Consider the following 14,042-nt stretch of genomic DNA (forward strand, 5'->3'; position numbering starts at 1 on the left):
TAAAAGAGGACGGCAATGACGAAAAATACAGGGACGAAGCCATGCTATGGCAACACAGTAAATGTAAAATACTCTAAATCCGCAGAATTTTATATAAAAACTAAACAAAATTATTTTGAAAATAACAATGATCTATTTAATAAGGCTATGCGTAAAAATGAAATATATTCACACCAACCAATAAGGGTAAAATGTAAAATATGCTCTTCTATGTTGCATGATAAATTTGATTTTAGACAACATGGTATTGAAAATATATATGGAAGATGGTGGGATTGATTATTCAGAGGAGTATGTATCTGGAAATTATAATCAACGAATGATCGATATTTATATGCCGAAAGTTAATTTTTTGTTGGATAATCTTCCAGTTAGAAAATACAAGTTGCTTGATATCGGATGTGGTGGAGGGCATTTCGTGTATGCATCGATGCAAAGAGGTGTTGATGCTTATGGTATTGATATTGGAAAAACGGTCATTGATTTCGGAAACGCACAAATTTTGAGATTATCAAACAAAAAACCACTTTCGAACTCAGATGAAAATGGATTTTATGATGAAATAAGGAGAACTGATGCCGATATAGTTTCGGCTATTGGGGTTATCGAGCACTTGAGAGAGCCAAATAAATTATTTGAGGCGTTTCGTAACGGAAATGCCGGATATCTTTATTATTCCGTGCCAATGTTTTCATTGTCAGTGATTGTAGAGAATGTTTTTAGCAGAGTTTTCCCAAGGCAATTGTCTGCGGACCACACACATCTTTTTACGGAGAAATCCTTACGGAAAATGAATTTACTTGCCGGAGTTAGGCCAGTGGCTGAATGGAGATTTGGCACAGACATAATGGATCTATATAGAAGTATCATGATAACTATTCGTGAAAATGGCGGTTCTAAAACGCTCATGGAGTACTTTGGAAATGGCTTTGGAAATAAAATTGATGATTTGCAGTCAGAACTTGATAAGAATCATTTTTGTTCAGAAATTCATTGCCTGACAAAAAGATGAGTGACATTATATAACGTCACTGTAGTATATACGGGTTAATTTTTATCTATACGCGACGTGGCGTGATGATAGGGAAAGTTATTTTGGTGTATTAATGACAAGAAGGACTATTGTTATTGTGCAGGCGCGTATGACATCGACGCGTCTGCCCGGCAAGGTGCTGATGGATCTTGATGGACAAAGTGTACTTGCCCATACGCTGTTCCGTTGTGCCGCCATTCCTGGGATCGATGGTGTCTGCTGCGCGATACCTGAGGGCGAGATCCACGACCGGGTGGCTGTCGAAGCCAAGGCGGCTGGGGCCATTGTCTTCCGTGGGGCCGAGCATGATGTGCTTGACCGCTATTGGAGAGCTGCTTTGGCGCTGGGGGCCGACATCGTCATGAGGGTGACCAGCGATTGTCCGCTGGCCGACCCCCAGATTTGCGGCCAAGTCTTACAACTGGTCGCGGACGACGGGGCCGACTATGCCTGCAACAACATGCCGCCGAGTTGGCCACATGGTCTGGATTGCGAGGCCTTTACCTTTGATGTTCTCAACCGCGCAGCGAACGAGGCAAAAGAACTCGACCAGCGCGAGCACGTAACGCCCTGGATTAGAGCCCATCCGTCCGTCCGCAAGGCCAATCTCACCGGACCGGGCGGGTGGGTGGCCGACCAACGTTGGACGCTCGATTTTGATGAGGACCTCGACTTTTTCCGGGCGCTGTTCATGGAACTCCCGCCGCTTCCGGCTATGCCGTCGACTAACGAAATTCTTGGGGTGTTGCGAGCCCAGCCGCATATCGCCGCCCTTAACGCGCGGCATCACAACGTTAGTCGGCCAACCGTGCCTGCGGCCATGAAAGAAAATCCATGAAAATAGTAGTTAGGCCGATAGCTCATGGCGCTCCTTAATATGGGAGTTTGCTCCAGGAAATTCTCGTTCTGCGGTGGGCTCGGTTATCGTATCGGGAGGATCGCGCGCCGCACCTATGATGCTGGCCGCAATCTTCGGGCCTTATTGTCGCCCTCCCGGCGGTGCAAACGCGCCGGCATCGCAGCGCAGCGTGCCCAGGTCGATGCTCTCCTGAACCGTCTAGGCCGGGTCAGTGCTTGCCGGTTCGAGGGTACCGTGTTGGTCGACGCCATGTGGGACAATCCGAACCACTGGGTCCGCTACGCGCTGTTCCGGGCGGCGCTTGGATTGGCGTACGGGCGGGAAATCTCGCTGCATGGCCGCCACGCGCGCGCCGAGACGCTGAGAACGGCGGGGCGGCTCGGATTTGCCGACGCGGTGACTTTCTGTGACGTGCCGGCCGACGATCGGGCGGCGCGCCGGCAGGCGCGCCGGTTGCTGGCGGGAACGCAGCGGCCCGAAGACATCCTCGCCTGGGATCTGCCTCACGATCTGCCCCCGGGAATCGTCTACGACGGCCTTCTCCGTCGGCAAATCAGCGCAACCGTGGATGTGCGCCATCCGGGCATTGAGGATCATGTCACCGAAGCTCTGATGGAGCTCCAGCGGGCTGAACGCCTCCTTGAAACCGTCCGCCCCGACCTGGTCGCGCTCAGTCATACAGTCAACTTCGATTTCGGTTCGCTCGCATGGCTGGCTGTTCGCAACGGCATTCCTGGCGGGGTCCTGTACGGCGAGTACGGATTGCAGCGATTTTCCAAGCTTCGGGGGCCGGACAGCGTCTACCTGACGTCCAATTCCCTGACGCGAGCGCTTTTCGACGCCCTTCCGGAGTCGCAGCGAGCGGCCCTGCATGTCGTCGGTCGCGAGTATCTGGAGCGCCGCCTGGCGGCCCAGACGTGGGATGTTGGCGCGATTCATGCGTACCGGAACGGCGTTACCAGCACCTCTCGCACGGAGTTATGCCGATCGGCCGGCTGGGACGAAGATCGTCCGATCGTCGCGGTGTATTCCGTGTCCTGGTTCGATTTTCCGCACCTCTACGGAGAGATGACATTTCGCGATCCGTTGGACTGGATGCAGACGACGATTGACGCCGCCCTTCAGGCCCCACACGTCAACTGGCTATTTCGGCCTCATCCGCTGGAGGGCCGGTATGGAGGGGTATCGCTGCGCTCGATGATGCCGGCGCGGCTTCCGGCCCACATCCGCATGGCGCCATCCAGCGCCAGCGGCGCCGACGTGATGGCAAGCGTCGATGCCCTTGTTACTCTCTACGGTACAGCAGGCATAGAGTTCGCGGCCTTGGGGAAGCCCGTCCTGTCGGCCTCTCGCGGTTGGTACCACGACATCGGGTTTACGCGAACGCCGACCACCCGCGATGACTACAAGGCCGCGCTCGGCACCACTTGGTGGGAGGGCCTTGGCAACGAACAGACCCGTTACCTGGCGAATGTCTTTGCCGGGTGGCATTTTTGCTGCCCGTATTGGCAGGGGGGCTTCGTGCTGGGCGACGATTTTGAGCAGGGGCGGCTCTACCAGACCATTCCGGATCTGTTCGAGAACCATGCCGAGGAAACTGGCAAGGAGATTGACCTCATCTCCGACTGGTGGGAGTCCGATGTGAAGGGCAGCCACTCGTTCAAGATGCTCAGGGCCTCGGGTTACGCGTTGTCCAACGTCGTTCGCGAACCTGCGCCCGGGACGGGTACGAGATGACCGAGCCCAGGCCCGCGAATGCCCTCGGCACGCTGAGGGAGGGGTGGTCACTGTTTGTCGGCAGCGAGCGCCGCCGCATCCTGCTGCTCGCCCCCATCGTCGCTGCCATTGGCGTCTTGGAGGTTGTCGCCCTCGCGTCTGCCATGCCGCTGGTTGCCATCATCATCGATCCCGATGCGTTGGGCCGATGGGAGATCCTGGGCCGCCTCCGCGCCCGGGTCGGCGGTGCAGACCTCCAAGGCCTAGTCGCTCTGCTAACGGCGCTGGTGGTCGTTGCGCTTATTGTGGCAACGGTCGCCAGCTACCTGAAAGACTACGCGATCGCGCGGTTTGCGGCGGGCTGTTGGACCCGGCTTGGTCATGACCTCATGAAGAGCAGCCTTGATGCGCCGTACGTCTGGTTCCTGCAGCGCAACGCCTCTGTGCTCACGCGGCTGTTCACCCATGATCTCGTCCTGTGGGCAAGGGATTTTGTCGAGTTCCTGCTCACCTTCCTCAGCGACTTCGTCATCGTGGCCACGGCCATCGTCGTGATTCTTGCGATTGCGCCGGCAGCCGGACTGGCGGCCATTGCCGCGGTGCTGGTCATCTACGGCGGGATCCTGTTGTGGATACGTCCGCGCCTGCAGGGCCATGCGGAAGTCAGCCGGCGCAAGTCCGACCAACTGGCGTTGAGTGCCCACGAGGCCTTCTCGGGGGCCAAGGACATCCGTCTGAGTTCGCAGGAGGCCTTCTTTGTCTCGGCCTTCAGCCGTGCCAATGCCAAGGTTGCGAACGCCAGGGTCATGACGTCCGTGTGGGGCAAGATTGCGCCGCTCCTGATGTTGCTGCTTGGCCAGCTCGCCCTTGTCGTGATGGCCTTCGGTCTGTGGTGGGCGAAGGTGCCGACGGCCGAAATCGCGGCGACGATGGCCGTGATCGTTCTTGTTTCCGCGCGCCTGATCCCGGCCCTCAACCGCATCGCGGCGAACGTCAACAAGATCTGGAACGTAGGCCCCTATGTCACGGGCATCAACGAGGTGAGCCGAAGCCTCCATGCGGCGATGGAGGTGCAGCGCGCGGAGTGGACCGGCGAGGGGCGGCCGGTTCCCGCGGATTGGCGCCGCCTTGAGGCCGAAGGCATCGACTTCGGCTACGGGTCCAGTGGCGCTCTCGTCCTCAACGGCATCAGCCTTGTCATCGAGCGGGGCCGGACCTATGGGATCATCGGCCCTTCTGGCGCCGGCAAGAGCACGCTGGTCGACGTTCTTCTCGGGCTCCTCGATCCGGTGGGGGGCAAGCTGTTCCTGGAGGGGCAGCCCTTGACCGGGATCGACAAGACGTCATGGCAAGCAAGGCTCGGGTATGTGCCTCAGGCGCCGTTCATCTCGGACGACACGCTGCGGGCCAACGTTGCCTTCGGTGTACCGGCCTCCGAGGCCGACGACAAGCGCGTCACGGAGTGCCTGGAAGCGGCGAACCTGTCGCAACTTCTGGACGAGCTTCCGTCCGGCCTCGACACCCGCATGGGCGATCGCGGATCGCGCCTGTCGGGAGGGCAGAAGCAGCGACTGGCCATCGCCCGCGCCCTCTACAAACAGCCGGACATCCTGGTCCTGGACGAGGCGACCTCGTCTCTTGACACCCTCAACGAATTGGCGATCCAACTGGCTATCCAACGCCTCCGCGGCAAGGTAACCCTGGTGATCGTCGCCCACCGCCTGTCCACCATCCGCGACGCCGACCACGTCTTCGTGCTCGACAACGGCAGGCTCGTCGACGAGGGCACCTACGACAGCCTGCGAACGTCCTCGCCGCTCTTCGCGCGGCTGGTCGCGGCGCAGTCTGACCATGCGCTTCCCGCAAACGAACCGATCGCCGGACCGGTGCCGTGAGTCCTTCCGTATTTCGCAGCGAATTTAAGATCGACGATCGCCACGTCGGTGGCGGCGCCCCCTGTCTGGTCATTGCAGAGGCCGGCGTCAGCCATTTCGGCGACATGGGTTTGGCGCGCGATCTCGTCGACCTGGCGGCCGACGCCGGGGCGGACGTTTTCAAGACCCAACTCTTCGACGTCGAGGCCTTGATCGCCGAGCGCGCATCCGACTGGCGGGAACGCTTGCGCCCGCGCAACCTGACGTTTGACCAGGTGTTCGAACTGAAAGCGCGTTGCGAGGCCCGCGGTCTGCTGTTCATGGCCACGGCGCACGACGACAGCCGCATTCCATGGCTCCGCGAGCTTGACGTGCCGGCGGTCAAGATCGGCTCGGGCGAGCGCAACAACCCGGCATTTGTCGCCCGCCTTGCCGAACTCGGCCGGCCGATGATCATTTCGACCGGCATGTACGGCGCCGAAGACGTTCTCGAGGCGCTTGACGCCTGCTTGGAAAGGGGTTGCGGGTCGGTGGCTCTGCTTCACTGCGTCACCAGCTACCCGACCCCGCCTGAGGACGTGAACCTCGCGGCGATGGAAACCTTGCGCAAGATCTTTCCGGGGCCGGTCGGCTATTCGGACCATACGGTCGACGAATTGGCGGTGCTGGCGGCGGTGGCCCGCGGCGCCGACATCGTCGAAAAGCACATCACCATCCTGCGCGACGTGCCGAATGCGCAAGACTGGAAGGTCTCGGCGGGGCCGGAGAATCTGGCCTCGATAATCGAGCGGATCCGCCGGATCGAGGCGATGATCGGTCGCGGCACCAAGCAACCGGCACCAAGCGAGGCGGCCGGCGTGGCCTGGGCGTTGAAGTCGCTGGTCGCGCGGCATGACCTGCCGGCGGGCCACATCCTGGCCGAGAGCGACCTCGCCGCCAAGCGACCCGGAGACGGCTTGCAGCCCAACCGCATCGGCGAGTTGCTGGGGGGGCGTCTCAGGCGGGCGCTGGCCGCCGACGAGGTCGTGCGGTTGGAGGATCTCGAACCGTGAGGAAGCGGATTTGCATCGTGCTCACCACACGCGGGAACTATGCCAAGATGCGCTCGACCATGGAGGCGATCGCCGGTCATCCGGAGCTCGCCTTGCAGACGGTCATCGGGGGCGCTCTCCTCGATCCGGCCTATGGCGATTTCCGTGGCGCGATCGAGGCGGATGGCTTTCGCGTCGATCATACGCTGGACTACATGGCGCAAGGCAAGACGCTTGGCAGCGTCACCGAGTCGGCCGGCCGCTGCGTCCAGGGCATGGGACATATTCTGACGCACCTGGAGCCCGATTTCCTGTTGGTCATCGCCGACCGCTACGAGGCTCTCGCCATCGCGCTCGGCGCATTGTGCCACAACGCGCGCATTGCCCATCTCGAGGGCGGCGAGGTGTCGGGCTCGATCGACGAGCGCATCCGCCACGCCATCACCAAGCTTGCCCACGTCCACTTCCCGGCCAATCGCGAGGCGGGGGACCGTCTGGTGCGGATGGGCGAGCACGCGACGTCGGTTCATGTGGTGGGCACGCCAAGCCTCGATCAGTTGGCGCGCATCGATCTCGACGACCGGGCCTCGCTGCAACAGTTCCTCGACCAACGGGGCGAGGGAGGGCGGGTCGATGCCGGTGGGGACTACGTGGTCGTATCCCAGCACCCCGTAGCGACGGAATACGGCCATGCCGGGCGACAGTTCGACGAGACGGCGCAAGCCGTCCGCGGCCTTGGCCTGCCGGTCGTGTGGGTCCTGCCCAACGACGAGGCCGGGGCGACCGACGTGGCGGCGCCCCTTGCGTGGCTGTCCCGGCAGGGGCTGCCGGTGGTGTCCTTGGGCAGCCTTCCGTTCGCCCAGTATGCGCGCCTGCTGGCCCACGCCCGCTGCCTTATCGGCAATTCGTCGAGCGGCATCCGCGAGGGGGCCTTCCTGGGCGTGCCGACGGTGAACATCGGGACCCGCCAGCAGGGGCGGCAGCGCGGCGGCAACGTCATCGACGTCGGCTACGCGGCGGACGAAATTGCAACCGCCGGCCGCCGACAGATCGCCCACGGCCGCTATTCGTCCGACGGCGTCTACGGCGACGGCCGCTCGGGACCGCGCATCGCCGAGGTCCTGGCGACGGCATGGCCGCCGCTCGACAAGACCATCGCCTACTGATGGCCAAGGCATGACCGTTCTCGCCCTCATTCCCGCCCGCGGTGGCTCAAAGGGTGTGCCGCGCAAGAACCTCCGCCTGGTGGGCGGCCGCTCGTTGATCGAGCGGGCCGTCGCCGCGGTCCGGGGCTCGGGTGTCGTCGACCGCGTGCTGGTGTCGACCGACGACGAGGAGATCGCCGAAGCCGCGCGCAAGGCCGGCGCCGAGGTGCCGTTCCTGCGTCCCCCCGAGTTGGCGAACGACCGCGCGCCGATGGGGCCGGTGATCCGCCACGCGCTTGCCGCGTTCGAGGACCATTCGGGCGTGACGGTGGAAACGCTGGTGTTTACCGAGGCCACGGTCCCGTTCCGCAATGCCGGCCATGTCGCAAAGGCGGTCGAACGCTACCGCAAGGACGACTGCCGCTCGGTCATCTCGGTCTGCCCGCTCGAACGCAAGCCGGAAAACATCTTCGCGAAGGACCGCGACGGCCATCTCGCCCGCTATATCCGCGATCCCCGGCGGACCTTCGCCAACCGTCAGGACATGGCCGACCTGTGCCGGCTGAGCAGCGGCGTCTACGTGATCGGGCGCGATACCTATGTAGCGACCGGCGCGCTGGTGGCCGAGCCGGTCGGCTTCGTCGAAATGACGGCGATCGAATCCGTCAATATCGACGAGGAGATCGACTTGATGCTTGCGGAAATTATTGCGGAACGCTACGGCCTCTGATGGCGGGCGATCTGGACGGAAACCTGGAAACGGACAAGAAAGGGACAAATGATGCGCGTGCTCGTTCTCGGCGGTGACGGCTATCTCGGCTGGCCGACCGCCATGCATTTCTCGGCGCGTGGCGACGAGGTCGTCATCGTCGACAACTTCGCCAAACGCCAGTGGGAACTGGAGGACGGTATCGAGCCGTTGATGGCCGTGCCTCCGCTGCACCGCAGGGTCGGGCAGTGGGAGAAGGTTACCGGTCACAAGATCCGCATCCGGGTCGGCGACCTCTGCAACCATCGGTTTGTGTACACGGTTCTCGACGAATTCCGCCCGGAAGCGATCATCCATTATGCCGAGCAGCCTTCGGCGCCCTATTCCATGCAGGGCCGCGAAAAGGCCGTCTATACCCAGACCAACAACATCGTGGGCACGCTGAACCTGCTGTTCGGCATTCAGCACTCCTGCCCCGACTGCCATTTCATCAAGCTCGGCACGATGGGCGAGTACGGCACGCCCAACATCGACATCGAGGAAGGCTGGCTCGACATCGAGCACAACGGCCGCAAGGACCGCGTGCTGTTTCCGAAAAAGGCCGGCAGCTTCTACCATCTCTCGAAGGTGCACGATTCGAACAACATCGAATTCGCCTGCCGGGTCTGGGGAATGCGGGTCACCGACCTCAACCAGGGGCCGGTCTACGGCATCGAGACCGAGCAGACCGAGCTTGCCCCGGGCCTCCATACGTCGTTCCATTACGACGACGTGTTCGGCACCGTGCTCAACCGCTTCCTCATCCAGGCGGCCATCGGCGTGCCGCTGACGGTTTATGGCGCCGGCGGGCAGACCCGAGGCTACCTCAACCTGCGCGACACCCTCCAGTGCGTCGAACTGGCCGTCGATCATCCGGCGGAGCGCGGCGAGTTCCGCGTCTTCAATCAGTTTACCGAGCAGTTCTCGGTCAATCAGCTGGCGGAGATGATCAAGGCGGCCGGCATCCGCGCAGGACTGGGCGTCCAGGTCAACCACCTCGAAAACCCGCGTGTCGAGCAGGAGAAGCACTACTACAACGCCAAGCACTCCAAGCTGGCCGACCTTGGCCTGGAGCCGCACCTGTTGACCGAACAGGTGATGGATCGAATGCTTGCTGTGGTGCGCCGGCACGCGGAAAACGTCAACGAGAATGCCATCCTGCCGCGCGTCCGGTGGCTCGCCGGCGATAAGACGGAGGAGGCCCTCTGACTACTGCCACTTCTCGGCACGCTCTCGCAAAACCCCAGGGGAGACGGGGGGATTGTCCAGCATCACCGCCAGGGTCCGGTATCAAATTGGCGACGTATTGGCCGGGCCCCTTGGAGTGAACAGGCCAGGAATGGAAACCAAGAAGAAAATTTTAGTGTTTGTGGATTTTGACGTCGTCGTAAGGCACTTTCTCAAGAACAATACGTTCCGGGAATTGGCCGACCAGAACGACGTCGTCTATGTTTTCAACAATGACACAACTTCTGCGAAAAAGGGCGTCACGATCAACGTGGCCGAACTCGGGCTGCCTCGAGTTGTTTTCACGTCGGTCCCGCGCAAGCGGACCGGGCTATGGTACTTTCTTTACACGGCGGCGGTGCTCCGGCAGCAGCGCGGGTCGCCGAATTTCGTGGCGAGACATCGCCAGCTAGTGGACGTGCTTGGGGCCTGGAGGGTACGGGTCCTTGAGCTCTTGGGGCTGCCTGGCCTGTACAACCTGTTCCGCTGGGCGTTCATCCATCTGATGGGAGTGGAGCTCAGCGTCCAATCCGTGATCGAGGCGGAGAAGCCGGACCTCATCCTGCACCCCAGCATCCTCACCGGCTATTATGTGAATGAGCTGCTCATCGAGACCAAGCGCCACGGCATTCCGCTCGTCCTGCTCATGAATTCCTGGGACAATCCGTCGGCTAAAGCGGTGTGCACCGGTTTTCCAGACCAGCTGGTCGTGTGGGGCGAGCAGAGCAAGCGCCAAGCGATCCAGTACATGCGGATGCCGCCCGACCGCATCAAGTGCTTCGGGGCTGCCCAGTTCCAGGTGTATCGCGACCCGCCGCCCGAATCTCAGGCCGAACTGCGGAAGATGTTCGGGGTCCCGGCCGGAAAGAAGATCCTTCTCTATGCCGGCGCCGGTAACGGCCGCCACGAGACCCACTATCTGCGCCTGCTGGAGAACGGCATCGAAGACGGGACCTTTCCTGATTGCCACGTGATCTATCGGCCCCACCCCTGGCGGGGCGGCCTGGCGGTTGGAGAGGATGACTTCTTTTCGATCGCCTGGCGGCACATCACCATGGATCCGTTCATGGCCGACTATTACCGCCGGGAAACCAAGAGTCCGAGCGGCATCATCTTCATGGCCGACTACAGGATCGCCAACAAGCTGCTCACGCTGGTCGACGCCGTCATCTCTCCGTTGTCGACGATGTTGATCGAGGCGTTGGTCAAGGGAAAGCCGGTGCTGGCGTTCTTCCCCGAGCGGGAGCACGGCGTGGTGTTCGGGATCGACGAGGTGCACTTCGCCGATTTCCTGAAGATGCCCGACGTGAACGTCTGTCTCGAGGAAAGGGAGTTCCATCCGGCGTGCCGGCGCCTCGTCGGCCAGATCGGCGACCCCGCCCTGGCGACGCGGCTTCGCGAAAGCGCCGAGTTCTTCGTTGTCATGGACGGGCCGACGTACGGCGAGCGCCTGCGGGACTTGGTCGGCGACATGATAGGGGCGCGCGCCTGACCGATCTTCAACAGCGCGGGAACGGAGAGCGGCCGTCGAGCGGGAGTCGGCCGGCGCCGCGCGTGCGGCTCATCGCCCGTCTGGACGTCAAGGGTCCGAACCTCATCAAGGGCATCCACCTCGAAGGACTGCGTGTGGTCGGCGATCCACACGAACATGCCCGCCGTTATTACGAACAGGGGATCGACGAGATCCTGTACATTGATTCCGTGGCCAGCTTGTACGGTCGCAACAACCTGTCCGACATCGTCGATCGCACGACGTGCGACATCTTCATCCCGATCACCGTGGGCGGGGGTGTGCGCTCGGTGGAGGACGTGCGGCGGCTATTGCGGGTGGGTGCCGACAAGATCGCCGTGAACACCGCCGCCGTGGCGTGTCCCGAACTCATCACCGAAGCGGCCGAGGCGTTCGGGTCGCAGTGCGTCGTGGTGTCGATCGCCGCGAAGCGTCGAGCCCGGGGATCGGCGGGTTGGGAGGTATTGGTCGAGACCGGGCGCGAGCGCACCGGGCTCGACGCCGTCGAATGGGCCCACCGGGCCGCCGAGCTGGGTGCCGGTGAGCTGCTGGTCACCTCCGTCGATCGCGAGGGCACGCGGATGGGCTTCGATGTCGAATTGACGCAAGCCATCGCGCGCGCGGTCGACGTTCCGGTCATCGCCTCGGGTGGCGCCGGCCGGCTTGAGGACGTGGCGGAGGTGATTGAGGACGGCGGCGCGGATGCCGTTGCGCTCGCCTCCATCCTGCATTTCGGCACGGCCGAAATCGGAACCATCAAGGATTTCCTCGCCGGGCGCGGCATTGGCGGGCGGCCGGCGCGGCGAGACAGCTGACGATGCCCGCGCCTGTCGCCTCCATCCTCGATTACGATTGCGGCAACCTGCGCAGCCTCGAGCGTGCGTTTGTCCGCGTCGGCGCCCAGGTGCGAATGATCGAGCGGGCCGAGGACGTCGCCACGGCGGGCCACCTCGTGTTGCCGGGCGTCGGTGCCTACGGGCAGGCGATGGATCGTCTGTCCCGCCGCGGCTACGCCGAGGCGGTGTCGGAGCATGCCGCGGCGGGAAAGCCGCTGCTGGGCATCTGCCTGGGCATGCAGCTCCTGTTCGACGAGAGCGAGGAGTTTGGACCGCACAAGGGGCTCGGGCTGGTACCGGGTCGCGTGCGCATGTTCGACAAGGACCGTGCCGCCGACCACGGCGTGCGCATTCCGCACATCGGCTGGACGGCGATGCTGCCCGGTCCGACGCGGTCGTGGGCCGACACCATCCTCGCCGACGTTCGGCCGGACGATCACTTCTACTTCGTGCATTCTTTTCATGGCCGGCCGGCCGACCCCAACTGCGTGCTTGCCGAGGTGGACTACAACGGCGAGCGGATTTGCGCGGCGGTCTACCGTGACAATGTCATCGGATTTCAGTTCCACCCGGAGAAAAGTGCCGACGCCGGACTCGCCATCTTGTCGCGGTTCGTCGGCCTCCGATAATACCTGTACGCCAGACGAAGCTAGGATTTACGCCGTGGTTGACCGTTCCAATGAACCGAGAGTGAAGTGGGGACTGCCCGAGACCGTGCAGTTCTGCACCCAGTGTGTCGTATCCAATCAACGTCCCTCGACCGTGGTGGAGTACGAGCACGGCAAGGATTCTCGCAAGCCGACGATTTTTTTCGATGAGGAGGGCGTCTGTTCGGCCTGCCGCTATCATCATCGAAAGTACCATGAGATCGACTGGGAACAGCGCGAACGGGAACTCGTGGACCTGTGCGACCGCCATCGCAGCCGCAACGGGTCCTATGACGTCGTCGTCCCAGGGAGCGGCGGCAAGGACAGCGTTTACGTCGGCCATATCCTCAAGCACAAGTACGGCATGAATCCGCTGACGGTGACGTGGGCGCCCCATCGCTACACCGACATCGGCTGGCGCAATTTCCAGAACTGGATCGACGCCGGCTTCGACAACATTCTGGTGACGCCGAACGGCAAGGTCCACCGCACCCTTACGCGCTTCGCCTTCGAGAACCTCCTGCATCCCTTCCAGCCGTTCATGATCGGCCAGAAGAACGTCGGCCCCCGCCTCGCTCTCGAGAAGGGCATCAAGCTGATCATGTATGGGGAAAGCCAAGCCGAGGGCGGTTCGCTGCTGAATGCCGACAACCCGCGCATGCCCAACTCGTTTTTCGCCCGGCCGCGCGATCGGCTACGCGGCATCGAAGTGGGGGGGGTGCCCTTCGACCAGCTGGTTTCATATGGCATCCCGGAGAGCGAGTTGCAGCCCTATATTCCGGTTGCGCTAGAGGATGTCGAAGCCGCAGGCATCGACGTTCACTTCATGAGCTACTACAAATTGTGGAGACCGCAGGACAATTACTACTACGCCGTCGAACACTGTGGATTCGAGGCCAACCCGGAACGCAGCGAAGGGACCTACTCGAAGTACGCAAGCCTCGACGACAAGATCGACGGCTTCCACTACTTCACGACGTATATCAAGTTCGGAATCGGCCGCGCTACCTACGATGCTGCCCAGGAGGTCCGCAACGGCCACATCACGCGCGAAGAGGCGGTCGCGCTGGCTCATAAGTTCGACGGTGAGTTTCCCAAGAAATACTTCGTGGAGTTCCTGGACTACATAGGAATCACGGAACAGCGTTTCTGGGAACTCATCGACAACGGGCGCAGCGCGCACCTCTGGGAGCACACGGATTCCGGCTGGAAGCTGAAGCATCAGGTTCGATGAGGGAGCATCGTCATAAGAAGCCACCACGCTCGCCAGCCTGCCCGTCCAATGATCTTCTCGATTTACCCATTCATACTGGCGTCGCCGGCGGTGGTCCCGCGACCGTGGATGCTACAGACTGCGAATTCGTCGACGGATTTCATCCCGGCGACGTAGCGTCCGAGACTATCGCCTTGAGTCCC

At 61.7% G+C, this 14,042-nt stretch carries 13 protein-coding genes; all 13 read left to right on the forward strand.

Annotated features, from left to right (window positions below):
• The first annotated feature begins 15 nt into the window (after positions 1-15).
• The 13 genes from ODR01_RS10475 (at position 16) to ODR01_RS10535 (ending at position 13,860) form a co-directional block, all read left to right on the forward strand.
• Positions 16-279, forward strand: a complete 264-nt coding sequence (locus tag ODR01_RS10475) for a hypothetical protein (protein ID WP_316977594.1) — start codon at positions 16-18, stop codon at positions 277-279.
• Positions 260-1,012 carry a class I SAM-dependent methyltransferase gene (locus ODR01_RS10480; RefSeq protein WP_316977595.1) on the forward strand — a complete coding sequence of 251 codons (753 nt, stop codon included), beginning with the start codon at positions 260-262 and terminating at the stop codon, positions 1,010-1,012. The genes ODR01_RS10475 and ODR01_RS10480 overlap by 20 nt, the downstream gene beginning before the upstream one ends.
• A 94-nt stretch (positions 1,013-1,106) precedes the next feature.
• Positions 1,107-1,871 (forward strand): glycosyltransferase family protein, encoded by a 765-nt coding sequence (locus ODR01_RS10485; protein WP_316977596.1) that lies wholly within the window; start codon positions 1,107-1,109, stop codon positions 1,869-1,871.
• 258 nt (positions 1,872-2,129) lie between these two features.
• On the forward strand, positions 2,130-3,629 hold the full coding sequence (locus ODR01_RS10490) for a hypothetical protein (protein WP_316977597.1): 1,500 nt from the start codon (positions 2,130-2,132) through the stop codon (positions 3,627-3,629).
• The gene (locus tag ODR01_RS10495; RefSeq protein WP_316977598.1) at positions 3,626-5,503 is read left to right on the forward strand and encodes an ABC transporter ATP-binding protein; all 1,878 of its coding nucleotides are present in this window, start codon (positions 3,626-3,628) and stop codon (positions 5,501-5,503) included. The genes ODR01_RS10490 and ODR01_RS10495 overlap by 4 nt, the downstream gene beginning before the upstream one ends.
• Positions 5,500-6,534, forward strand: coding sequence for an N-acetylneuraminate synthase family protein (locus tag ODR01_RS10500; protein ID WP_316977599.1), 1,035 nt, complete (start codon positions 5,500-5,502; stop codon positions 6,532-6,534). Before ODR01_RS10495 ends, ODR01_RS10500 begins: the two co-directional genes overlap by 4 nt.
• Positions 6,531-7,679, forward strand: a complete 1,149-nt coding sequence (neuC, locus tag ODR01_RS10505) for a UDP-N-acetylglucosamine 2-epimerase (protein ID WP_316977600.1) — start codon at positions 6,531-6,533, stop codon at positions 7,677-7,679. Before ODR01_RS10500 ends, neuC begins: the two co-directional genes overlap by 4 nt.
• 10 nt (positions 7,680-7,689) lie before the next feature.
• Entirely contained in the window at positions 7,690-8,388 is a 699-nt protein-coding gene (locus ODR01_RS10510; RefSeq protein ID WP_316977601.1) for an acylneuraminate cytidylyltransferase family protein, read from the forward strand.
• 48 nt (positions 8,389-8,436) lie between these two features.
• On the forward strand, positions 8,437-9,615 hold the full coding sequence (locus ODR01_RS10515; protein WP_316977602.1) for an NAD-dependent epimerase/dehydratase family protein: 1,179 nt from the start codon (positions 8,437-8,439) through the stop codon (positions 9,613-9,615).
• 52 nt (positions 9,616-9,667) lie between these two features.
• Entirely contained in the window at positions 9,668-11,125 is a 1,458-nt protein-coding gene (locus tag ODR01_RS10520; protein ID WP_316977603.1) for a hypothetical protein, read from the forward strand.
• Positions 11,126-11,187: 62 nt separating this feature from the next.
• The gene (gene hisF / locus ODR01_RS10525; protein ID WP_316977604.1) at positions 11,188-11,958 is read left to right on the forward strand and encodes an imidazole glycerol phosphate synthase subunit HisF; all 771 of its coding nucleotides are present in this window, start codon (positions 11,188-11,190) and stop codon (positions 11,956-11,958) included.
• 2 nt (positions 11,959-11,960) lie between these two features.
• A complete protein-coding gene (gene hisH, locus ODR01_RS10530; protein WP_316977605.1) occupies positions 11,961-12,608 on the forward strand; it encodes an imidazole glycerol phosphate synthase subunit HisH in 648 nt (215 codons plus the stop codon).
• A gap of 61 nt (positions 12,609-12,669) precedes the next feature.
• Positions 12,670-13,860, forward strand: coding sequence for an N-acetyl sugar amidotransferase (locus ODR01_RS10535; RefSeq protein WP_316977606.1), 1,191 nt, complete (start codon positions 12,670-12,672; stop codon positions 13,858-13,860).
• The last annotated feature ends 182 nt before the right edge of the window (positions 13,861-14,042 follow it).

This window comes from Shumkonia mesophila, assembly GCF_026163695.1.
Taxonomy (GTDB): Bacteria; Pseudomonadota; Alphaproteobacteria; order Rhodospirillales; family Shumkoniaceae; genus Shumkonia; species Shumkonia mesophila.